17 protein-coding genes and 3 pseudogenes are annotated in these 21,667 nt (G+C 68.9%); 4 read left to right on the forward strand and 16 right to left on the reverse strand.

Annotated elements, in window-relative coordinates; genetic code table 11:
- The first annotated feature begins 6 nt into the window (after nt 1-6).
- Nucleotides 7-303: a hypothetical protein gene (locus tag ACWCRD_RS13065; RefSeq protein WP_450965934.1), complete on the forward strand. Its 297-nt coding sequence runs from the start codon at nt 7-9 to the stop codon at nt 301-303.
- Here ACWCRD_RS13065 and ACWCRD_RS13070 read toward each other — a convergent pair.
- The 5 genes and pseudogenes from ACWCRD_RS13070 to ACWCRD_RS13090 all read right to left on the reverse strand — a co-directional run.
- Nucleotides 304-865 (reverse strand): annotated as a pseudogene (locus tag ACWCRD_RS13070) (flavoprotein).
- The gene (locus tag ACWCRD_RS13075; protein ID WP_450965935.1) at nt 862-1,581 is read right to left on the reverse strand and encodes a WbqC family protein; all 720 of its coding nucleotides are present in this window, start codon (nt 1,579-1,581) and stop codon (nt 862-864) included. Before ACWCRD_RS13075 ends, ACWCRD_RS13070 begins: the two are co-directional and overlap by 4 nt.
- A 16-nt stretch (nt 1,582-1,597) precedes the next feature.
- A complete protein-coding gene (locus ACWCRD_RS13080) occupies nt 1,598-2,287 on the reverse strand; it encodes a YdcF family protein (RefSeq protein WP_450965936.1) in 690 nt (229 codons plus the stop codon).
- A pseudogene (locus tag ACWCRD_RS13085) lies at nt 2,284-2,889 on the reverse strand (hypothetical protein); the annotation flags it as partial. The pseudogene ACWCRD_RS13085 and the gene ACWCRD_RS13080, both read right to left, overlap by 4 nt.
- Nucleotides 2,877-3,253 (reverse strand): annotated as a pseudogene (locus ACWCRD_RS13090) (MarR family transcriptional regulator); the annotation flags it as partial. The pseudogenes ACWCRD_RS13090 and ACWCRD_RS13085, both read right to left, overlap by 13 nt.
- Before the next feature lie 241 nt (nt 3,254-3,494).
- Here ACWCRD_RS13090 and ACWCRD_RS13095 point away from each other — a divergent pair.
- Nucleotides 3,495-4,160, forward strand: coding sequence for a DUF4097 family beta strand repeat-containing protein (locus tag ACWCRD_RS13095; protein WP_450965937.1), 666 nt, complete (start codon nt 3,495-3,497; stop codon nt 4,158-4,160).
- 173 nt (nt 4,161-4,333) lie between these two features.
- Complete coding sequence (locus tag ACWCRD_RS13100) at nt 4,334-5,149, forward strand: alpha/beta fold hydrolase (RefSeq protein ID WP_450965938.1); 816 nt, start codon at nt 4,334-4,336, stop codon at nt 5,147-5,149.
- A gap of 219 nt (nt 5,150-5,368) precedes the next feature.
- On the opposite strand, the gene ACWCRD_RS13105 is transcribed toward ACWCRD_RS13100, so the two are convergent.
- The 9 genes from ACWCRD_RS13105 to ACWCRD_RS13145 form a co-directional block, all read right to left on the reverse strand.
- Complete coding sequence (locus ACWCRD_RS13105; RefSeq protein ID WP_450965939.1) at nt 5,369-7,912, reverse strand: ATP-binding protein; 2,544 nt, start codon at nt 7,910-7,912, stop codon at nt 5,369-5,371.
- A gap of 1 nt (nt 7,913) precedes the next feature.
- A complete protein-coding gene (locus ACWCRD_RS13110) occupies nt 7,914-8,597 on the reverse strand; it encodes a response regulator (RefSeq protein WP_450767966.1) in 684 nt (227 codons plus the stop codon).
- Between the two features lie 136 nt (nt 8,598-8,733).
- Nucleotides 8,734-9,405, reverse strand: coding sequence for a potassium-transporting ATPase subunit C (locus tag ACWCRD_RS13115; protein ID WP_450965940.1), 672 nt, complete (start codon nt 9,403-9,405; stop codon nt 8,734-8,736).
- Between the two features lie 5 nt (nt 9,406-9,410).
- The gene (gene kdpB / locus ACWCRD_RS13120) at nt 9,411-11,552 is read right to left on the reverse strand and encodes a potassium-transporting ATPase subunit KdpB (RefSeq protein WP_450965941.1); all 2,142 of its coding nucleotides are present in this window, start codon (nt 11,550-11,552) and stop codon (nt 9,411-9,413) included.
- Nucleotides 11,549-13,213, reverse strand: a complete 1,665-nt coding sequence (gene kdpA, locus ACWCRD_RS13125) for a potassium-transporting ATPase subunit KdpA (RefSeq protein ID WP_450965942.1) — start codon at nt 13,211-13,213, stop codon at nt 11,549-11,551. The genes kdpB and kdpA overlap by 4 nt, the downstream gene beginning before the upstream one ends.
- An 8-nt stretch (nt 13,214-13,221) precedes the next feature.
- A complete protein-coding gene (kdpF, locus tag ACWCRD_RS13130) occupies nt 13,222-13,311 on the reverse strand; it encodes a K(+)-transporting ATPase subunit F (RefSeq protein WP_016434100.1) in 90 nt (29 codons plus the stop codon).
- Nucleotides 13,308-13,490: a hypothetical protein gene (locus tag ACWCRD_RS13135; RefSeq protein WP_450757686.1), complete on the reverse strand. Its 183-nt coding sequence runs from the start codon at nt 13,488-13,490 to the stop codon at nt 13,308-13,310. Before ACWCRD_RS13135 ends, kdpF begins: the two co-directional genes overlap by 4 nt.
- A 1,043-nt stretch (nt 13,491-14,533) precedes the next feature.
- The gene (locus ACWCRD_RS13140) at nt 14,534-15,049 is read right to left on the reverse strand and encodes a hypothetical protein (RefSeq protein ID WP_450757684.1); all 516 of its coding nucleotides are present in this window, start codon (nt 15,047-15,049) and stop codon (nt 14,534-14,536) included.
- Nucleotides 15,050-15,467: 418 nt separating this feature from the next.
- Nucleotides 15,468-17,309, reverse strand: a complete 1,842-nt coding sequence (locus ACWCRD_RS13145) for an APC family permease (protein ID WP_450965943.1) — start codon at nt 17,307-17,309, stop codon at nt 15,468-15,470.
- Nucleotides 17,310-17,562: 253 nt separating this feature from the next.
- On the opposite strand from ACWCRD_RS13145, the gene ACWCRD_RS13150 reads away from it, so the two are divergent.
- Nucleotides 17,563-18,099, forward strand: coding sequence for a hypothetical protein (locus tag ACWCRD_RS13150; protein WP_450965944.1), 537 nt, complete (start codon nt 17,563-17,565; stop codon nt 18,097-18,099).
- A 25-nt stretch (nt 18,100-18,124) separates the two neighbouring features.
- Here the strand turns inward: ACWCRD_RS13150 and ACWCRD_RS13155 are convergent, their stop codons facing one another.
- Together ACWCRD_RS13155 and ACWCRD_RS13160 are read right to left on the reverse strand one after the other, a co-directional pair.
- Nucleotides 18,125-18,931, reverse strand: a complete 807-nt coding sequence (locus tag ACWCRD_RS13155; protein ID WP_450965945.1) for a DUF4118 domain-containing protein — start codon at nt 18,929-18,931, stop codon at nt 18,125-18,127.
- On the reverse strand, nt 18,931-21,441 hold the full coding sequence (locus tag ACWCRD_RS13160; protein WP_450965946.1) for an ATP-binding protein: 2,511 nt from the start codon (nt 21,439-21,441) through the stop codon (nt 18,931-18,933). Before ACWCRD_RS13160 ends, ACWCRD_RS13155 begins: the two co-directional genes overlap by 1 nt.
- Nucleotides 21,442-21,667 lie beyond the last annotated feature (226 nt).

Genomic DNA, 21,667 nt, shown 5'->3' on the forward strand with positions numbered 1-21,667 from the left:
CATCAGGTGGCCCCCGAGCACGCCGAGCGCATCATCACTGACCAAGCCTGGGATGCTCTGGCCACCGTGCTTGCCGAGGCAGAGGCCGCAGGTCACAACGTGTCCATGCTCCTCGACCAGGCGCTCAGCCAACGCACCTTGGACGACGCCCGCAGTCCCGCTCGCGCCTTGACCTGGCGGATCCGCCGCCTCGGCGAGCGCCACCCACCTGGCCCCCGAGCCCAGAAAGCGAACGCCCACGACGCCATGCAACGCCCGACCACGCCCCCATTCGTACCGGAGGCCAAGGGGCAACAGCGCTGATCACGTCGCCACGGACACCACAGGGGCGAGGAGCTCCAACGCCTCCTCCCAGCGGTATCGACCCGCGCCACCGCCGGCCTTGGGCCGGTGCGGTTCGTACGAGCCGATCAGGACGTCCATCACGCGCAGGTGCTCCAGGCTCCGGCGGTAGGCGGGGTGGGCGGCCTGGGCCGAGTTCAGGTCCGGCAGGACAGCGGTCGGGGTATCCATCCCGTATGCCTCGCACAGGATGCCCAGAGCGAGGGTGTCGGAGATGCCGGCGGCCCACTTGTTGACCGTGTTGAACGTGGCTGGCCCAACCGCGATCGTGCCCGCGGGCGGCAGCGGACGTGCCTCACCGAGTGTGCGCCAGGCCGAGCGGATCAGGTAGCCGGTCTGGGCCTCTATGGCCTCGGCGTCGAGGAAGCCCAACCCCTGTGGCGGTGGCGACGACCCCGGCGCCCGAGTGCCGTTCCTGCGCGACGGTGATCAGCGTGCCGACGTCACCGGCGATGCCGCACGCGCAGACGACGACGTACAGGAAGGGCTTCTTGTCCGGTTCCTTGGTGGTGGGCTCGGTCACGCGTGGGCTCCAGGATGGTGAGCTTCCCGTTGGCCGGCCAGCTGGTCGGCCAGCGCATCGGGCCCGATCTTGCTAAGGGCCCACAGGCTGCTGCATCGACGGGCCCATCGCCAAAGCGGGTCATCCACAGGGATATGGAAGGGCAGCACGGGAATGCCGTGGGCGTCGAAGGGCCCGGCGTCGAGGTAATGCAGACCACCGGTGCCGCACAGATAGTGGGTGCTGCCGGTGGCTTCCGCGAGGTCGGCGAGGCGCTCGGAGCGGCCTTGCCGGGTCGGGATCGCGCTGCTGTCCCGCACCTTCCCCGACCAACCGAGAGTGCTGAGCAGGGCGATCGTCGATGTCCTCGCGACGTCAGCCACACGGTCCGAGTCGTCGAGCGCGTCCAGGACCTCGGACACAGCGCCCCAGTAGGGGCTGCGGCCGTAGTACTGGCGGACGAGCAGCTGGACCGTCCGGTGCGAGCGACGCGGATCAACGAGCCGCGCTTGGCTGATCAGCGTTGGGCGCCCGTGGGGAAGGTGTGTGTGGAGCGTGAGCCACTGCTGCCGGGCGGGATCGTCCAAAGCGGCGAGACGTGCACGGTGCTGGTAATCGCGCCGGGCGAACTGCACGTTGTCCAGGACGATCCACTGGTCGGCAGCGTACAGCTTGGCCAGCGTGGACAGCCGCGGGAACAGGTTCGGCTGGTGTATCGCGCACCCCCCGCCGGGCACCTGGAATCGGCGTGTGTCAGGAGCTGATGAGGCGGCTGTCGAAGCCGGCGCCCAGGAGGCGCTCGTAAGCGTCATACACATCCCCCGGTACGTCCTGCTCGACGGCGAAGCCGAGCTTCGGGTACTCGATCACCCGTTGCAGGTCGCCGACGAGCATGTCGACGACGAGCTTCTCGTCGCCGATGGACTTGATGTAGTCGTCCAACTCCAGTGGCTCGGAGGCGCATACGACCTCGGTCTCGGGCCACAGCTTGCGGCAGGTCGCGTACGAGCGGCGCTCCATGTACGGCTTGGAGATCAGCAGCAGCGACTGCACCTCCACCCCGGCCTGGGTCAGCATCTCGCGGGAGAAGGTGATGTTCTGGCCGGTGTTGGCGGCGTTCGGCTCGACCAGGATCGCTTCGTCCGGCACGCCCAGGCTCAGTGCGTGCTCGCGGTAGTGGACGGCCTCGCCGCGCGGGAAGCGAGCGCGGGTGGTGGGGCTGTTGCCGCCGCTGAAGACCACGACCGGGAAGAGCCCGGCGCGGTAGAGGTCGGCCGCCGCAGTGGCCACCCCGAGGTCGTGGCTGCCCAGGCCGATCGCCGCCGAGCAGGGCCGCTGCTCGTGGCCCATCTGGTGGTAGTTCCAGATCAGCGTCGCGTCGTGGAACTGCTCGTCGGTGATCTGGCGCTGCTGGTGCTCCGGCACTGGCACTCCCTGGCTCATCCTTGCTGGCCCTTTCGGATGCCCTCAATACTGCGCAGCTGGTGGCTCAGCCCATACTGGCGGGCCACCTGTGCCGCCTGATCGAGGACGGACAGCCCATCATTCCGGGTCGCCGTATCCGACAGAAGGATGTGCCCGTACGCGGTGTCCAGCCTCACCCGCTGCATCGGGGAGTCGACCGTGCCAGTGGTGCGCGCGATGTCGATGTAGTGCAGGGCCTGCTTCAGGTCGCCGGCACCGCGATGGGCCAGGGCCAGCTTCTGGTGGGCGACCGACCAGTCCTCCGGCTCGCCCAGGTCCTCGAAGACACGAGTGGCGGCCGTCATCGCATTGGTGGCGTACTCGTTGTTGCCCTCCTTGCTCAGGGCCGTTCCCACCCAGAGTCGAGCCCTGGCTCGGTCGCGTGCGCTCAAGTGCTCGTCCTCGGCGAGGAGTTCGTACTGTCGGGCCGAGACCTCCAGCTGTCCGGACATCTCCTGGACTACGGCGAGTGAGAGCTCGATCTGGGCCACGCGGCGCGGGATGTCGAGCTCGGAGAACATGCCGCGGGCGGTCAGGTACGAGTGCCGGGCGGAGAGCGGGCCGAGTATCGCTCCCTGGTTGGGGTGCCGGTGACGAGGATGCCGACGCCCCGGCGGGCGGTCTCGGCGACCTGGGCGGTGGAGTGGAGATGGACGCCGGGCTGGCTTGGAGGCGCTGGACGAGTTCGGACGCGGTGAGGCTGCCCGCGTCGCTGGTGCAGAGGCCGGCCATCACCCGGGCCATCATCTTGGGCGTGCCCGAGCCTATGAAGACGGTGGTGAGCGTCTCCTCGTACTCGCGCTCCGCCTCGGCGTCGCGTCAGTGGGGCCTCCGGGGGCATCGTCGCTTCACGGGGGCGGCCGGCTTGCTTCGGCGAGGCCGCCGGCCAGTCCCATCGTGATCTGCTGGCGTTCTTGCTGGGTGCGCCTGCCTCTCGGTATCGCGGTCCCCTTCGTACGCCCCGCTTTGGCGCCTCCGTTCTAGCGTTCACCCTCAGGCCATTGCAACGAAGAATAGAGGGTGTTGCATTAGATTCTGAACCGTTGCAACGATTTCTAGGCTTCTACCTGCACTGATTGCGATTCCGCGCAACGACTATGTTGCCAGATTCTTGAACGCAACGTAGCTTTCCACCATAAGAAACAGCGGGCCGACAGAGCGCCCGCTGTACACGAAGGAGAGCACGATGCAGAAGTTCGAGACCCCCGCCGCCGTCTCCGCCGTCCTCGACATCCCCGCCGGGCGCATCCAGTTCATCGCCGCCGACCGGGCCGACACCACGGTCGAGGTCCGGCCTGCCAACGCCGCCAAGAGCCGCGATGTGAAGGCGGCGGAGCAGGTCGACGTCACCTACAGCGAAGGCGTCCTGCGGATCGAGACCCCGGAGGCGAAGAACCGGATCCTCGGCAACTCCGGATCCGTCGAGGTGACGGTCCAACTGCCCGCCGGTTCCTGCGTCGAGGCCAGGGCCGCGAGCGCCGAGCTCCGTGTCGTCGGCAGCCTCGGCGACGTCGCCTTCGAAGGCGCCTACCGCCAGATCAAGATCGACGAGGCCGCGAGCCTCCGCCTCACCGCGGTCGACGGCGACGTCGAGGTCGGCCGGCTGGGCGGCCCCGCGGAGATCACCACCGCACGGGGCGACATACGGATCGCCGAGGCCGCGCGCGGCACGGTCGTGCTCAGCACCCAGTCCGGTGACATCTCGGTCGGCGCGGCCGCCGGTGTCTCCGCCGTCCTGGACGCCGGCACCGGCCACGGCCGCATCAGCAACACGCTCAAGAACGACGGCACCACCGAACTCGACATCCGGGCCACCACCTCGCACGGCGACATCACCGCCCGCAGCCTCTGAACGAGCAGAACCAGGACCATCCGGCCGGGCCCATCTCGATCGTGATCCTTGTCGGTCGTCGTCGAGGATCCGGCCGTCCCTCACCGGGGGCCTGCGATTCGCGCGCAGGCCCCGGAGAAGCCGCACAAGCCATACACGCCGTACAGCCACTCTCACGCGATCAGGGAGAACCCATGACGAAGAACAGCACTTCCTCGACCAGCTCGAAGTGGACCGGCATGGTGCCGGTTGACGACACAGCCCTGGCCGTCACCGACACCGGCGGTCCCGGTGTCCCCGTGGTCTACCTCAACGGCCAGTTCGCCACGCAGGGGTACTGGCGACGGGTCATCGCTGAACTGGGCACGGAATGGCGGCACATCACCTACGACGAACGGGCCCGCGGCAAATCGAAGCGTTCGGCCAACTATTCCTTCGAGGCAGCCGTCCAGGACGTCGATGCCGTGCTCGCGGCCAGGAGTGTCGACCGGGCACTGGTGGTGGGCTGGTCCTACGGCGCGGTCGTCGGGGCGCACTGGGCCGGCCGCAATCCGGAGCGCGCCTTGGGCGCGGTCCTGGTCGACGGCGCGTTCCCGCACGACTGGCTCGACGAGGCCATGGAGCAGCGCATCCGGAAGCTGTTCCGGCGGATGAGCTGGTTCCTGCCGCTGCTGCGCCCGACCGGCCTGGCCCCGCGGATGACCGCCGAACAACAGGCGAACAGCAACATCGAGCTCGGCAGGCTCTCCCGCGAGCGCGAGCTGGGCCCCGTGCTGGACCACATCACCGTCCCGGTGCGGTATGTGGTCGCTTCGGGGACGTCCTTCGGAAGCCGAGGTGATGAGCAGGAACGGATACGCACCAGCCTCGATGCGGTGACCGCCCGCAACCCGAACATCCAGATCGGCACGAAGGTCGACAGCAACCACGGCGCGCTCCTCAAGAAGGACTTCCCGGCCATCGCCAAGGCCGTACGCGAGGTCGGCGACCTCGACCGCCGGGGACATTGACGTCCTGGAGGAACACCCCGACCACGAGGCCCTGCTCGCCCGTTTCGCCGGCGAACTGACCGACACGGACGCCGACCGGCTGCGCCAACTGCTCGGCTGGAAGCCGCACTGGCCGCCGGCACCGCCGGAGCGCTTGGCGGCTGCGGCTGGACACCCGGCACGTGGAGGAGGAATTTGGGACCGTGCCGCCCTGTACCTGAGCTCTTCGGGCACCAGCCATCAAAACTTGGTCGTGGCCGGCAGGTCGGACTGCTCCAGCCGGCGCTGCGGTGCCGTCGGCACGCTGAGCACCATGGTGAGGCCGCCGCCGGGAGTGTCCTCGGCGCTCAGGGTGCCGCCGATGGCCTCGGCGAAGCCGCGCGCCACCGCCAAACCCAAGCCGACGCCGTTGCCGCGCGGGGAGTCGCCGTAGCGCTGGAAGGGTTCGAAGATGCGGTTCTTGGCCTCGTCGGGGACGCCCGGCCCGCGGTCCACCACGCGCACCTCGACGCGGTCCGCGATGGCACTGGCCGAGACCAGGACCTTCTCCCGCGATGGGCTGTACTTGACCGCATTCTCGACGACGTTGGCGACGGCCCGCTCCAGCAGCCCGCGGTCCACGTGGACCATGGGCAGCGTCTCCGGGATGTCAAGCTCCACGCTGTCCTCGGGCACGCCGCCGAGGGCCATGGGGACGACCTCGTCGAGGTCGGTCTCGCGGATGATCGGGGTGACGGTGCCGGTCTGCAGCCGGGACATGTCGAGGAGGTTGCCCACCAGGTGGTCGAGGCGGTCCGCTCCCTCCTCGATGGCCTCCAGCAGCTCGGCCCGGTCCTCTTCGGACCACTCGACGTCGTCGGAGCGCAGTGAGGTGACCGCTGCCTTTATCCCGGCCAGCGGGGTGCGCAGGTCGTGGCTGACGGCGGCGAGCAGCGCGGTGCGGATGCGGTTGCCCTCGGCCAACTCCTTGGCCTGGGCGGCCTCCTGCTGCAGGCGCTGGCGGTCCAGTACGACGGCGGCCTGGGCGGCGAACGCGGCGAGCACCCGGCGGTCGGCGGCCGGCAGCACACGTCCCGTCAGTACCAGGGACATGTGGTCGCCGACCGGTACTTCGACGTCCGCGTCGTCGGGGTCCTGGCAGGGCTGGGGGCCCACGCTGCCCGCGCAGGTCCACGGATCCGTCTCGCCGGCCCGCTCCAGCATCGCCGCCGACTCCATGCCGAACGTCTCGCGCACCCGTTCCAGCAGCTCCTCCAGGCTGGTCTCGCCGCGCAGTACGTTGCCCGCGAGGAAGGAGAGGATCTCGGATTCGGCGCGCAGCCTTGCCGCCTGGTCGGTGCGCCGGGCGGCGAGGTCCACCACGGACGCGACCGACACGGCGACGCCGACGAAGATGGCGATGGCGACGATGTTTTTCGGATCCGCGATCGTGAAGGTGTGGACGGGCGGGGTGAAGTACCAGTTGAGCAGCAGGGAACCCACGACCGCCGAGGCCAGCGCCGGGTAGAGCCCGCCGAGCAGGGCCGCCGCCACCGTCAGGGTGAGGAACAGCAGCATGTCGTTGGCTAGGCCGACGTCCGGGAGCGCGCTGGTCAGCAGGAAGGTGAACAGAGCCGGGCCGAGCACCCCGACGAGCCAGCCCCAGATGAGCCGGGACCGGCCGAGTCGAGCCCCCTTGGCGACGGGCAATCCACGTCCCTTGCCTGCCTCGTCGTGTGTGATCAGATGGACGTCGAGGTCGGGTCCCGAGTCCCGGGCGACGGTGGCTCCGACACCCGGCCCGAAGGCGTACTGCCAGCTCTTGCGCCGGGAGACGCCGAGCACGATCTGGGTGGCGTTGACCCCGCGTGCGAAGTCCAGCAGAGCCACCGGGATGTCGTCGCCGACGACTTGGTGGAAGGTGCCGCCCAGGTCCTCCACCAGGGTCCTCTGCACCGCAAGTTCCTTCGGCGAGGCGGCGGTGAGGCCGTCGCTGCGGGAGATGTACAGGGCCAGGACCTCGCCGCCGGCGCCCTTTTCCGCGAGCCGCGCGGCCCGGCGGATCAGCGTCCGTCCCTCCGGCCCGCCGGTCAGGCCGACCACGATCCGCTCGCGTGAACCCCAGATGGTCGAGACGTTGTGCGCGCTGCGGTACTCGGTCAGGTAGGCGTCGACCCGGTCGGCCACCCACAGCAGCGCCAGCTCCCGCAAGGCCGTCAGGTTTCCGGGCCGGAAGTAGTTGGACAGGGCAGCGTCGACCTTGTCCGGCTTGTAGATGTTGCCGTGCGCCATACGGCGGCGCAGCGCCTCCGGCGCCATGTCGACCAGCTCGATCTGGTCCGCGCGCCGTACGACCTCGTCCGGCACGGTCTCCTGCTGGCGGATGCCGGTGATGGACTCGACGACGTCGCCGAGCGACTCCAGGTGCTGGATGTTGACGGTGGAGACGACGTCGATACCGGCCGCGAGCAGTTCCTCGACGTCCTGCCAGCGCTTGGCGTTGCGGGAGCCGGGGATATTGGTGTGCGGCAGTTCGTCGACCATCGCCACCTGGGGACGGCGGGCCAGGACAGCGTCGATGTCCATCTCGGTGAAGGTGGTGCCCCGGTACTCCAGTTCCTTGCGCGGTATCTCTTCCAGTCCGTGGAGCATCACCTCGGTGCGCGGCCGGCCATGGTGCTCGACGAAGGCCACCACGCAGTCGGTGCCCCGCTCGAGGCGGCGGTGCGCCTCGGAGAGCATTGCGTAGGTCTTGCCGACGCCCGGTGCCGCACCGAGGTAGATCCGGAGCTTTCCGCGTGCCATGTCATCCCTCAAAGCGGTAGCCCATGCCGGGCTCGGTGATCAGATAGCGGGGGTGCGCGGGGTCCGTCTCCAGCTTGCGCCGTAGCTGGGCCATGTAGACCCGCAGGTAGTTGGTCTTGTTGGACTGGGTGACCCCCCAGACCTCCTGAAGCAGGTGCTTCTGAGTGATCAGTTTGCCGGGGTTAGTGATGAGGATCTCCAGCAGGTGCCACTCGGTCGGGGTCAGCCGGACGTCCCGTCCGCCCCGTACGACCTTCTTGGCGAACAGATCGACAGTGAACTCGTCGGTCTCCACCATGGTCGCCTCGGGGACGAGCGGCGCGTCCTCGGTGCGGCGTACGGCGGCCCGTAGTCGGGCCAGGAGTTCGTTCATGCTGAAGGGCTTGGTGATGTAGTCGTCGGCGCCCGCGTCGAGCGCGGCCACCTTCTCCTCCGACGCCTGCCGCGCCGACAGCACCAGGATCGGCACCCGCGTCCAGCCGCGCAGGGCCTTGATGACGTCGACGCCGTCCATGTCGGGCAGGCCGAGGTCGAGCATCACGACGTCGGGCTGGCGGGTGGCCGCGAGCCGGAGGGCTGTCGCGCCGTCCGGCGCGGCGTCCACGCCGTACTGGCGTGCCTGCATGTTGATCACGAGGGCCCGGACGAGCTGCGGGTCGTCCTCCACCACCAACACCCTGGTCATGGGTGTACGCCTTTCGTGTCGTACGGGCGGATGTGCGGACCATGAACGGTCCAACCGGCCTCATGGCAGCGGGAGTCGGCGGAGCCGGGATTCCTTCCCGGTCGCCGACTCCCGTGTGTCTCCATGGGTAACGCCATCAGCTCGTCTTCGCCACGAGGTCCTTGAGCGCGATGTTCAACTCCAGGACGTTCACCCGGGGTTCGCCCATGAAGCCGAGTGTGCGGCCCTCGGTGTGGTCCTTGACCAGCTTCTCCACCTGGGTGACGGACAGGCCGTTCTTCTCGGCGATCCGATGGACCTGGATCTCCGCGTACTGCGGGGAGATGTCCGGGTCCAGGCCGGAGCCGGAGGAGGTGACCGCGTCGGCGGGGACCTCGGACGCCTTGACCGTGTAGCCGGGCACGGAGTTGTCCTTGATGACAGCCGCCTTGGCGGCCTTCACCTCCTGGATGAGGTCCTTGTTGTCCGCGGAGAGGTTGGTGGCACCGGACAGCACCAGCTTGTACTGCGTGTTGACGCTGTTGCTGCCGAGGCCGTTCTGCGGGCGGCCCTGGAACCACTTGAGGTCGGGCTCCGGGGTCTGCTGGCCCTTCTTCAGGGGCAGGTTGTACGACTGCCCGATCAGGGACGAGCCGACGACCTTGCCGTCCGCCTTGATCTCGGAGCCGTTCGCCTTGTTGTGGAACAGCGCCTGTGCGATGCCGGTGACGACCAGCGGGTAGATGACGCCCGTCACCAGGGTCAGCACGAGGAGGGCGCGCAGGCCCGCCCCGAGCAACCGGGCCGTGTTCGTAACGGAGTTGTTCATGGCGATCAGCCGCCGATTCCGGGGATGAGGGAGATGAGCAGGTCGATGGCCTTGATGCCGATGAACGGTGCGATCAGGCCGCCGATGCCGTAGATCGTGAGGTTGCGCCGCAGCATCTTGTCGGCGCTGACCGGCCGGTACTGCACGCCCTTGAGGGAGAGTGGCACCAGCGCGATGATGATCAGCGCGTTGAAGATGACCGCGGACAGGATCGCGGAGTCCGGCGAGGACAGGCCCATGATGTTGAGCTTGTCCAGGCCGGGATAGACGGCCGCGAACAGCGCCGGGATGATCGCGAAGTACTTCGCGACGTCGTTGGCGATGGAGAACGTGGTCAGCGCACCGCGTGTGATCAGCAGTTGCTTGCCGATCTCGACGATCTCGATGAGCTTGGTCGGGTTGGAGTCGAGGTCGACCATGTTGCCGGCCTCCTTGGCGGCCGACGTACCGGTGTTCATCGCCACGCCCACGTCCGCCTGGGCCAGCGCGGGCGCGTCGTTGGTGCCGTCGCCGGTCATCGCGACGAGCTTGCCGCCCGCCTGCTCCCGCTTGATGAGCGCCATCTTGTCCTCGGGAGTGGCCTCCGCGAGGAAGTCGTCGACGCCCGCCTCGTCGGCGATCGCCTTGGCCGTCAGCGGGTTGTCCCCCGTGATCATGACGGTCTTGATGCCCATGCGCCGCAGCTCGTCGAACCGCTCCCGCATGCCGTCCTTGACGACATCCTTGAGATGGATGACGCCCAGGATCCGAGCGCCCCGGTCGTCCTCGACCGCCACCAGCAGCGGCGTGCCGCCGGCCTCGGAGATCCGGTTGGAGAGCGTGTCGGCGTCCTCGGCGACGGTGCCGCCCTGCTCCTGGACCCAGGCGATGACCGAACCGGCCGCGCCCTTGCGGATCTTGCGTCCGTCGATGTCCACGCCCGACATTCGGGTCTGGGCGGTGAAGGCGATCCATTCGGCGCCGGCCAGCTCACCCTGGTGGCGCTCGCGCAGCCCGTACTTCTCCTTCGCCAGTACGACGACGGAGCGGCCCTCGGGCGTCTCGTCGGCCAGCGACGACAGCTGGGCGGCGTCCGCGACCTCGGCCTCGGTGGTGCCGGAAACCGGCACGAACTCGGCGGCCTGGCGGTTTCCGAGGGTGATGGTGCCGGTTTTGTCGAGCAGCAGGGTCGACACGTCGCCGGCGGCCTCGACCGCACGGCCCGACATGGCGAGCACGTTGCGCTGGACGAGGCGGTCCATGCCCGCGATGCCGATCGCGGAGAGCAGCGCGCCGATGGTGGTCGGGATCAGGCAGACCAGCAGGGCGACCAGCACGACCATCGTCAGATGTGTGCCCGCGTAGTTGGCGAACGGCGGCAGTGTGGCGACGGCCAGCAGGAAGACGATCGTCAGCGAGGCCAGCAGGATGTTCAGCGCGATCTCGTTCGGCGTCTTCTGCCGGGCGGCGCCCTCGACGAGGTTGATCATCCGGTCGATGAAGGTCTCGCCCGGCTTCGTCGTGATCTTGATGACGATGCGGTCGGAGAGAACTTTCGTCCCGCCGGTGACGGCCGACCGGTCGCCGCCGGACTCGCGGATGACCGGGGCGGACTCACCGGTGATCGCCGACTCGTCGACGCTCGCGACGCCCTCGACGACGTCACCGTCACCGGGGATGACGTCCCCCGCCTCGCAGACCACCAGGTCACCGATGGTCAGTTCGGTGCCCGGGACCTGCTCCTCGGTCTTGCCGTCCTTGAGCAGTCGTCGCGCCACGGTGTCGGTCTTGGCCTTGCGCAGGGTGTCCGCCTGCGCCTTGCCGCGGCCCTCGGCGACCGCCTCCGCCAGGTTGGCGAAGATCACGGTCAGCCACAGCCAGGCGCTGATCGCCCAGCCGAACCAGTCGCCCGGGTCCTTGAAGGAGAAGACCGTCGTCAGGACCGAGCCGACGAGGACCACGAACATCACGGGCGACTTGACCATCACCCGCGGGTCGAGTTTACGGAAGGCGTCCGGCAGCGACTTCAGAAGCTGCTTGGGGTCGAAGAGGCCCGCGCCCACACGTCCTTCGGCGGGCTTGTGCCCGGTGGGTACATCGCTGTGCGGCGCCCGGGCCGGAGTGGCTGTGGACATCGAGTCCTCTTGCTTCGTTACGTCGGTTGTCATGAGGCCAGCCCCTCGGCCAGCGGACCCAGCGCCAGCGCCGGGAAGTACGTCAGACCGGTGATGATCAGGATCGCGCCCACCAACAACCCGGTGAACAGCGGCTTCTCGGTGCGCAGGGTGCCCGCGGTCTCCGGGACCGGCTTCTGCTCGGCGAGCGAACCGGCCAGCGCCAGCACGAAGATCATGGGCAGGAAGCGGCCGAGGATCATCGCCAGACCGGTCATGGTGTTGAACCAGTCGGTGTTCGCGTTCAGACCCGCGAAGGCCGAGCCGTTGTTGTTCGACGCCGAGGTGAAGGCGTACAGCACCTCGGAGAACCCGTGCGCACCGGAGTTGAGCATCGAGTGCGGCGGCGTCGGCAGCGCCATCGATGCGGCGGTGAAGATCAGCACCAGGGCCGGGGTGACCAGGATGTAGCAGGCCGCCAGCTTGATCTCGCGGGAGCCGATCTTCTTGCCGAGGTACTCGGGCGTACGGCCGACCATCAGGCCGGCGATGAACACCGCGATGACCGCCATGATCAGCATGCCGTAGAGGCCGGAGCCGGTACCGCCGGGCGCGATCTCGCCCAGCATCATGCCGAGCATGGCGATGCCGCCACCGAGACCCGTGAAGGACGAGTGGAAGGAGTCCACCGCACCCGTCGAGGTCAGGGTCGTCGACACCGCGAAGATCGACGAGGAGCCGACACCGAACCGGGTCTCCTTGCCTTCCATCGCACCGCCCGCGATCTGCAAGGCCGGGCCGTGGTGGGCGAACTCGGTCCACATCATCAGGACCGTGAAACCGAGCCAGATGATGGCCATCGTGGCGAGGATCGCGTAACCCTGCCTCACGCTCCCGACCAGCACGCCGAACGTGCGGGTCAGCGCGAACGGGATCACCAGCAGCAGGAAGATCTCGAAGAGATTCGTGAACGGCGTCGGATTCTCGAACGGATGGGCCGAGTTCGCGTTGAAGTAACCGCCACCGTTCGTACCGAACTCCTTGATGGCCTCCTGCGAGGCGACCGCCCCGCCGTTCCACTGCTGGTGCCCGCCCATGAACTGGCCGACCTCGTGGATGCCGGAGAAGTTCTGGATCGCACCGCACGCGACCAGCACGATCGCCGCGATGAAGGCACCCGGGAGCAGGATGCGGATCGTGCCGCGCACCATGTCGGACCAGAAGTTGCCCAGCTCACCGGTGCGCGAGCGCGCGAAGCCCCGCACGAGCGCCACCGCGACGGCGATACCGACGGCCGCGGAGACGAAGTTCTGCACGGCCAGCCCGGCGGTCTGCACGACGTGCCCCATGGCCTGCTCGCCGTAGTACGACTGCCAGTTGGTGTTCGTCACGAACGACGCGGCGGTGTTGAACGCCTGCGCCGGCTCGATCGACGAGAAGCCGAGCGAGCCGGGCAGGACGCCCTGCAGCCGCTGCAGCAGGTAGAGGAAGAGGACACTGACGGCCGAGAAGGCGAGGACGCCGCGCAGGTATGCCGGCCAGCGCATCTCCGCATCGGGATTGGCGCCGATGCCCTTGTAGATCCACTTCTCGACGCGCCAGTGCTTGTCGGAGGAGTAGACCTTGGCCATGTAGTTGCCGAGGGGGACGTAGGCGAGCACCAGTGCGCCTATCAGGGCAAGCAGCTGGAGGAAGCCGGCGAGTACGGGACCCATGTCGTGGCTCAGAACCTCTCCGGGAAGATCAGGGCGAGGACGAGATAACCCAGCAGGGCGACGGCGACGACGAGGCCGACGATGTTCTCGGCGGTCACAGCTTCGTCACCCCCTTGGCGACGAGGGCCACCAGCGCGAAGACCGCGATCGTGGTGACGACGAAGGCCAGGTCGGCCATCGTGAGCTCCTGGAGGAGATTCGGGAATCCGCGAGCGGATCGGACGGATAGAGGAAACCGCGTCCCTGGCCGGATTCGAGCGCCGTTGACGGGTCCCATACGGCAGCCCGCACACCTTTGACGGAACTCATACGGCACCTGAGCCGACCTGGGGCAGGACCGGCTCTCGGCCCGCTGCAAGCGATCAAGAGAGCCGGAAGGCAGCCGGCAGATGATCCTGGTACTCGACCCGTACGGCGTCGTTCTTTTGCTGGCCCTGCCCGCCGTCTGCATCACCCGGCCGCACGTCGTGTACCCCGACGGCAATCTGCGGATCCCCTACGGACCCCAGTTCGGCCTCGCTGTACCGCAGGCCGCGGTCGCCTCGGTCCGGGGCGACCGGCGCTACCCCGAAGGCCGCCTGATGACCCTCTTCGAGGACGGGGGTCTTCGATCTGGTCGTGGGCAGCCAGACCTGGGTGACCCTGGAGCGCTGAACCATCCGCTTCCACGTCGACGACCCGCGCGCGCTGGTCAGCGCACTCCGTCAGCCCGCCTGAGCACACAGGTTGGTATTCGCCGCGACATAGCGCTCGGCAAGACGCTCCGATCGGGCGCTCGCCCGGTTGTACGTGATACTCAAGAATCGGCGCGCGGTTGCCACATCGAGCCTGTGGCGGTGTCCCTCATACGGGCGGCCAGGTCCGGCAGGGGATACGTCTCGATCGCGGATCCGTCCGCAGCCAGTGCCACCAGCGTATGCCCCGAGTCGCCCCCCGTGGGAAGCACCGCTCCCAGCCGTACGCTTGCGGTTTGCGGGCAGGTGTGAAGTTCGATGTCGACGGGGGCGGACGAGCCGTGGAGCTGCACCCGGTCCACGGTCATCGTAGAAGCGCGCACAATCACACCCACCATCCCGGACTCAGTGCCACTACAGACCCTGAGGTGTCGACCGGGAGGCACTGGCTCGCCACCCATGCCACAGTCGAAAACAGTGTCCCGGCCACGGAGTATCCGCAGAAAGCTGAAGAGGTTGTCACCTTCGGCGCTGGTGATCAATTTCCAGGTCTCGCCTGAGGGCAGGCTGCCCGAAGCGACGACACTCTGTTCGGGCAGCCCCATAATTCACCCTGTCTTGTCAGCGCGTTTCTCAGGCGGAATGCTCAGCGGTGCACGGTGGCACACGGATAGCCGACGAACCACTCCCAGACGTTGCACAGCTTAGTGTTGTTCGGGTAGGTCGTGTTGGGGTTGGTGTAGTAGTAGTACACCCCTGATCCGGAGCCACTGGGACAGATCGAATCGCTGACGAACACCGTTGAGCCGTTGCGTATGTAGGAAGCCTCGCTGCAGCCGACGTTGCCCGTGGCCGTGGTGTTCCACTGGTTGACCTTGAGTCCCGAGCCCTGGACATCGATACATACCGGGCCGTCGCACGTGAAGGCCGACTGAGGGGTGACTGCCGAGGGTGCGGCCGTCGAGCCGACCTTGGCCGCCTGCGTACGGAGGTAGTGCGGGTGTGCAGCCAGGTAGTTCTTCGAGACCCATCCGTACACGGTGGTGCCGGTGTGACGTTCCACCGGCTTATCGGGCTGAACCGAGGCGGCGCTGGTCGGGCTGGTGGTGTTTTGCGATGCCGCTGTCGCAGTTGCCGCCAGACCGCTGAAGAGCAGCAGCACTGTCGCAATAATCGCTGTGCCAGATCTACGAAAAGCGGTGCCCATGCCTGTCCTCCCATCTGCGCTTCACCGCACGGCAAAGCGCGCTCGTGGTTGTTCCTGAGCGTGGGAAGAGGCTGCCGCGCCGACCTTTCGCCGACGGCATACGTCGGCCTCTAATAGGTCAGTTCCGTGCGACGTTTGGTCGCTGGCTGCCAAGCAGCCGTCCCCCCTGATGGTGCACTTAACGCTATCCATACCAATGTCAACCCCGTCAACGGCCGTTACGCGAGCCATACGGAATTTTGTCGTGTCCCTGATACCCGGAGTGTTCTTTGCGGCATCTGCGCACCGAAGGGCCCAACCCTGACGGCCCTTGACAGCCGCGTGATCCCGTAACCGCCCTGGACAAAGTCGGGTCAGGCAGCACTTCAGACGATCATGACAGCCGGAACCGCAGTCGGCAGATCACCGCGTCCGTGTCGCGTCGCACCGCGTGCGCCACAAGCGCTCCGCGCTGGTTCTGCAGCAGCCGCTGCCACAGCCGCTCCGGCTCCACCTCGGGGATGAGCACGGTGACCCTGGCATCCCGTTCGGCCGCGGCCGTCTCGCGGACGTACGTCGCGATCGGGCGGCCCAGCGAGCGATGCTCGGAGGCCAGCGGGATCAGCGGCACTCCGGGGTTCCAGGCCGCCCAGTCGCGGGCCAGGGTGTGACTGTGGGCGCGGTCCTCGGGGTCGGGGTGGCAGACGGTGACCGCGCGGACCTCGTCGCCGAGGGAGACGGCGGCGGTCAGCGCCTCGGAGGTGAGGCGGGAGAGCGACGACACGGGGACGATCACGATCGAGCGGTCGCGGTGCGGGGGTTCCGGGACGCGACCGAGGCCCAGCCGCTCGCCGATCCGGACGTACGCGCGGTGGACGGTCTCGAAGGCTGCCACCAGCAGCGGCAGGGCGATCACGATCAGCCAGGCGCCCTCCTCGAACTTCGACGCCGTGACGACGACCGCCGAGATGCCGGTGAGGACGGCGCCGAACCCGTTGAGCAGTGCCTTGCCCCTCCAGCCTGGCCCATGCTCCAGCCGCCAGTGCCGCACCATGCCCACCTGGGCGACCGTGAACCCGACGAACACTCCGATCGCAAACAGTGGCACCAGGGTGTTGGTGTCACCGCCGGAGAAGACCAGCAGCGCGGCGGAGACCGCGGCCAGGGCCAGCACACCGTGCCGGTGGACCTGGCGGTCGGCCTTCAGGGCGAATACGTGGGGCGTGTAATTGTCGCGAGCCAGCAGCTTCAGCAGCACGGGCAGGCCGCCGAAGGAGGTGTTCGCGGACAGCGCCAGCAGAATCATCGTGGCGAACTGGATGACGTAGAAAGCCCAGTTGTGGCCGAGTGAGGCGTCTGCCAATTGGGCGAGGACCGTGACGCCCTGGACCGGCTGAATATGGAAGCGGGAGATCAGCACCGACAGGCCGATCAGCATCACCCCGAGGACCGCGCCGAGCGCGACCTCCGCCCGCTGGGCGCGCTTCGCGCGCGGGACCCGGAAGGAGGGCACTGCGTTGGCGATGGCCTCCACGCCGGTCAGCGCGCTGCACCCGGAGGCGAAAGCTTTCAACAACAGCAGGGCGCCGACCGTCGTGGCATTGCCGGCCAGGGCGGAGGCATGCCCGGCCGCGGTCGCCGTGCTCACCGGCCCGGAACGGAACAGTCCGAGGACGATCAGCACGAAGATCGAGCCGACGAACACGACGGTCGGCACGATGAAGACCTTCGCCGACTCGACTATGCCGCGCAGGTTCACGGCTGTGATCAGCGCCAGCACCACCAGGCACAGCCACAGCCGCTCCCCGTACAGGGCGGGGAAGGCGGACGTCAGAGCAGCCACGCCCGCCGTCACGGCCACGGCGACATTGAGCACGTAGTCCAGCACCAGCGAGGCCGCCGCCACCAGGCTCGTGCGCGCACCCAGATGCGTCTTCGCGACGGCGTACGAACCGCCGCCGTCCGGGAAGGCCGCGATCACCTGCCGGTACGAGGCGACCAGCACCGCCAGCAGACCCGCGATCGCCAGCGTCACCGGCACCGTGAAGCCCAGCCCGTGCGCTCCCGCTGCCGCCAGCACCAGCACGATCGCCTCGGGCCCATAAGCCACCGACGCCATCGCGTCCAGCGACAGGGCCGCCAGGCCGGTGACAGCGGTCAGGCGGTGACGCTCGCCGGTATCAGGCGGCTCCTCGCCGACGGGGACGGCGCCGGCTTCGGTGGTCAGGACGGACATGGTGCGTGCTCCTTCATCCAAGCCGCGCACGAGGGCTGCGGAGTGCGCGGTGCACTCAGGTTCTGTCCGTTTCCCGTTCTCTCCGACGGCTCCTTGCGGCATCTTCGCGCCGAAGGGCCCGACCTTGACGGGACCTTGACGGGCGTGTGATCCCCGTAACTGCGGTCGGCCCCGGTCAGGACAGCAACAGAGATGCGTCAGAGCCTCGTCAAGGTGGCTGCCTGAGGTTCTCCGGCTCCTTACCGTCGTTCTCATGGGACGCCACGACGAGGCGCAGGAGGGGCCGCCTTTCGAGGTGGCGAACGACCTGCAGTGGGCACAGGAGTTGACGAGTTCCGTCCGCTGCGCCGCGGTACTGCTCACCCTGCTGCTCGTCGTCGACTGGGGAACCGGCCGGCTCGCCCTCTGGCGCACTGCACTCTGGCTCACCCTGGCCGGACTGCTGTTCGCCGTGCTCTACCCCGCCCGCGTGTCAGCCGGCGAGGGCTGGCTGGCGTCCCGTCGGCTGCTGCGCACCCGCCGGGTCCGTACGGATGCGCTGGTCTCCGTTCGCTGCCTGGACGGCATCTCCCAACGGCTGCTGCTGCGAGACGCGTTCGGCGGGCGCGTCGAGCTCGATCCCGAAGTTCTCGTGACCAACCCCCAGCTGTGGTACCGCCTGCACGAGGACGCCCGGAAGTCCGCGGCCGACGGCATGCTGCTGTGCGGGGGGACCGCGTTGCGCCTTGTCTCCCTGCGCGTCGAGCAGGAGACCGCCCGCGCCGTGTTCAAAGCCTCCGGCCTGGAGTGAGCGGCGGGGCCGACCGGCCTGTGGATCATCCCTCCCTGGCAGGCCCGGCCGTGTCCAGAGCCGCACCCGTCTGGTCGGCCAGCGTCACCGCGACGAGACGGGCCTGCAGCGGCGCTACGGGACCCGGGCCGGGGGTGAGCATGAAGCGGCCGAGGTAGTGGCCGTTGCCGTACGCCCTGAGTTCGATGTCGCCCTCGGGCCAGCCCGCCGCGTCCAGGTCCCAGGGGCGCCGGCCCGCCGTCACGCTGCCGTCCTTGTGCAGCCTGGCCGGCTGCCCCAAGAGGGTGCCGTACTCGAAGCGGCAGGCGCTGAGGTCGAGCAGGTCGGTGAGCTCTCGGCGGACGTGGTCGACCACGGTGTCCGCGGAGCCGGCCGAGCGGACGAGGTCGGCCGTACGGTGGATGCGGGCGAGGTGAGCCGCGTCGGTCACCGTGATGACCTCCAACCGGCGGGCCCGTGCGGCCAGTTGGGACACGATGACGCCGACGACCAGCAGCAGGACCGCCGTCTCGATGTCGGCCGACGCGCTGATGTCGAACGTCTCGTAGGGCCTCGTGAGAAAGAAGTCGAACCAGGCCGCCGCCGACAGCGCTGCGAGCACCCCCGCCGTACGGCTTCCCAGGGCGGCGACCGCGACAACAACCACGACCAGGACGAGCGCGGCATTGGTGTGGGAGAGGTCCATGCGGAACGGCACGAGCGCCAGGGCCACCAGGAGGGGGGCGACCAGACCCGCCGCCAAGGCGAGTTGGTCCCTCAGTGGCCAGACGGGCGCGGGGCGCGGTTTCTTCGTGCGGTGGGGCAGACGCCATGTGCCGGCCTCGGTGCTCATCAGACCCCTCCTACGCTCTGCGCACCACGGGGGTGCAGGTACGTCGCCTGTTCGTCGTCCGGTTCCGCGAAGGGCAGCGACACGACCATGGTCAGGCCGCCGCCGGGGGTGTCCTCGGGGGTGAGGGTCCCGTCCATCGCCTCGGTCAGGCCGCGGGCAAGGGCCAGTCCGAGGCCGAGGCCGGTGGTGTTGTCGGTGTCGCCGAGCCGTTGGAACGGCTCGAAGAGCCTGTCCCGTCCGTCGGTGGGAAGGCCGGGCCCCCGGTCGACGATGCGCAGCTCCACCCGGCCGGCCAGAGCACTGGCGGTCACCAGCACCTTCTCTCCCTCGGGCGTGTGGCGGGCGGCGTTGGTGACCAGGTTGGCGATCACCCGCTCCAGCAGTGGCGGGTCGGCCCGTACGGCCGGGATCTCCTCCGCGTCCGTCACCTCGACACCAGGCGTGTCCGCGAGCGCCATGGGCAGGACCTCCTCCAGGGTGGTGGCCCGGAGATTCAGGTTGAGCGCGCCCGCCTCCAGTCGGCTGAGATCGAGGAGGTTCTCCACCAGGCGGTTGAGCTTGGCCATGGACTCGTCGGCGGTGGCGAGGAGTTCGTCGCGGTCCTCCGGAGAGAACTCGACGTCGCGGCTGCGCAGCGAGGTCACCGCGGCCCAGCCCGCGGCGAGTGGTGTACGCAGGTCGTGGCCGACCGCGCGCAGCAGCGCCGTACGCAGCCGGTCGGCGGCCTTGACCGGCTCGATCTCGGCGGCTGCCTCGGCCAGCCGCGCCCGCTCCACGGCCGATCCGACATGCGCGGCGAACGCCGCCAGCACCCGGCGCTCGGAGGACGAAAGCGTGCGGCCGCGCAGGACGAGATACGCGCCGGAACCGGCCGGCACGGCCGTGGCACCGTCGGTGTCGAGCGGTTCGTCCACCAGCTCCGCCGACTCCATGCCGAACGTCTCCCGGGTGCGCTCCAGGAGCGCCGGGATGGTCGCGCCGCCGCGCACGATGCTGCCGGCCAGGGAGGACATGGTCTCGGCCTCGGCGGTGGCCCGCGCCGAGCGCCGGGACAGACGCAGGGAGCGGTCGACGACGGCGGCCACGGTGGCGGCGACGACTGCGAACACGGTCAGGGCCAGGAGGGCGTTGGGGTCGTCCAGGGTGAAGGAGCCTATGGGCGGAACGAACCAGTAGTTCAGCAACACTGACGCCGTCAGCGACGCGATCACCGCCGAGGTGACCCCGCCGATGCAGGCCACGCCCACCACGGCGAGCAGGAACAGCAGGGCCTCACTGGTCAGGTTCAGCGTCCCCCGTACCTGTGCCAGGGCGGCCGTGAGCAGCACCGGCAGCACCAACCCGGCCACCGGGCCTGCGATCAGCCGGGCCGGCGACAGGGTGCGCCGCCGCGACGGCAGTAGGGCCCCGCGCCCGGCCCGCTCGTGCGTGACCCGGTGGACGTCGATGTCGCCGGACAGCTCCGTCACGGTCTCCCCGGTGCCCGGTCCGGTCAGGAAACGTTCCAGGCGTCCGCGGCGGCTGGTGCCGAGCACGAGCTGGGTGGCGTTCTCGGCGCGGGCGAAGTCAACCAGCGTGTGCGCGATGTCGTCGCCGACCACCGAGTGGTAGCTGCCGCCCAGGTCTTCGACGAGCCTGCGCTGCCGGGCCAGCGAAGCATGCGAGACGCCCGCCGCGAGGCCGTCGCTGCGGGTCACGTGCACGGCGAGCAGGTCACCGCCGGCCGACCGGGCGGCGATACGGGCGGCCCGCCGGATCAGCGTGTCCCCCTCGGGGCCACCGGTCAGCGCGACCACCACCCGCTCCCGGGTCTCCCACACACTGCCGATGGCGTGCTCGGCCCGATAGCTGATCAGCGCCTCGTCCACCCGGTCGGCCACCCACAGCAGCGCCAGCTGCCGCAGTGCGGTCAGGTTGCCGGGCCTGAAATAGTTCGCGAGGGCGGCGTCGATCTTCTCCGGGGCGTAGATGTTGCCGTGCGCCATCCGGCGGCGCAGCCCCTCGGGCGGGATGTCCACCAGTTCGATCTGGTCGGCGCGCCGCACGACCTCGTCGGGCACCGTCTCGTGCTGCGGCACACCGGTGATCTTCTCGACCACGTCGTTGAGGGAGGCCAGATGCTGGACGTTGACCGCTGTGATGACGTCGATACCGGCGGCGAGCAGGGCCTCGATGTCCTGCCAGCGCTTGGGATTGCGGCCCTCGCCGGGGACGTTGCTGCGGGCGAACTCGTCGACGATCGCCACCTGCGGACGGCGTGCGAGGACAGCGGCCAGGTCCATCTCCTCGAAGTGTCCGCCGCGGTAGGAGCAGCGGGCACGCGGGACGACCTCCATACCGTCGAGCATCGCCTCCGTGCGCGGGCGCCCGTGGCACTCCGCGAATCCCACCACCACGTCCGCCCCGCGGGCGGCGCGGCGCCGCCCCTCGTCGAGCATGCGGTAGGTCTTGCCCACTCCGGGGGCCGCCCCGAGGTAGACCTTCAGTCGTCCGGGCCGTACGTCACTCATCGCCGTCGACGCGCTCCGCTCGCTGGATCAACTCCCCCGCCCACAACGGGGGCTCTTCCTAAAGAAGCCCTTTCGCAGCCCGACCGGGGTGCGTGTTAGCGCTTCCTTGGCGCCGGAACCCGGGACCTTGACACTGCCTTGACGTGACCTGGCCCGATAGGGTGAAGGCGGTGTGCCGGGAAGTCTGGTCGGCCGGGAGCCATGGTGGCTCCCGTTCAAGGGCCCC

Source organism: Streptomyces sp. NPDC002092, assembly GCF_053593775.1.

Excerpts from the sequence above, each read along its gene's own strand:
- ACWCRD_RS13115 (WP_450965940.1), bottom strand. The coding sequence starts at position 9,405 with ATGAACAACTCCGTTACGAACACGGCCCGGTTGCTCGGGGCGGGCCTG.
- ACWCRD_RS13105 (WP_450965939.1), bottom strand. The coding sequence starts at position 7,912 with ATGGCACGCGGAAAGCTCCGGATCTACCTCGGTGCGGCACCGGGCGTC.
- kdpB (WP_450965941.1), bottom strand. The coding sequence starts at position 11,552 with ATGACAACCGACGTAACGAAGCAAGAGGACTCGATGTCCACAGCCACT.
- kdpA (WP_450965942.1), bottom strand. The coding sequence starts at position 13,213 with ATGGGTCCCGTACTCGCCGGCTTCCTCCAGCTGCTTGCCCTGATAGGC.
- ACWCRD_RS13100 (WP_450965938.1), top strand. The coding sequence starts at position 4,334 with ATGACGAAGAACAGCACTTCCTCGACCAGCTCGAAGTGGACCGGCATG.
- ACWCRD_RS13110 (WP_450767966.1), bottom strand. The coding sequence starts at position 8,597 with ATGACCAGGGTGTTGGTGGTGGAGGACGACCCGCAGCTCGTCCGGGCC.
- ACWCRD_RS13095 (WP_450965937.1), top strand. The coding sequence starts at position 3,495 with ATGCAGAAGTTCGAGACCCCCGCCGCCGTCTCCGCCGTCCTCGACATC.
- ACWCRD_RS13160 (WP_450965946.1), bottom strand. The coding sequence starts at position 21,441 with ATGAGTGACGTACGGCCCGGACGACTGAAGGTCTACCTCGGGGCGGCC.
- ACWCRD_RS13145 (WP_450965943.1), bottom strand. The coding sequence starts at position 17,309 with ATGTCCGTCCTGACCACCGAAGCCGGCGCCGTCCCCGTCGGCGAGGAG.
- ACWCRD_RS13135 (WP_450757686.1), bottom strand. The coding sequence starts at position 13,490 with ATGGGACCCGTCAACGGCGCTCGAATCCGGCCAGGGACGCGGTTTCCT.
- ACWCRD_RS13150 (WP_450965944.1), top strand. The coding sequence starts at position 17,563 with ATGGGACGCCACGACGAGGCGCAGGAGGGGCCGCCTTTCGAGGTGGCG.
- ACWCRD_RS13080 (WP_450965936.1), bottom strand. The coding sequence starts at position 2,287 with ATGAGCCAGGGAGTGCCAGTGCCGGAGCACCAGCAGCGCCAGATCACC.
- ACWCRD_RS13155 (WP_450965945.1), bottom strand. The coding sequence starts at position 18,931 with ATGAGCACCGAGGCCGGCACATGGCGTCTGCCCCACCGCACGAAGAAA.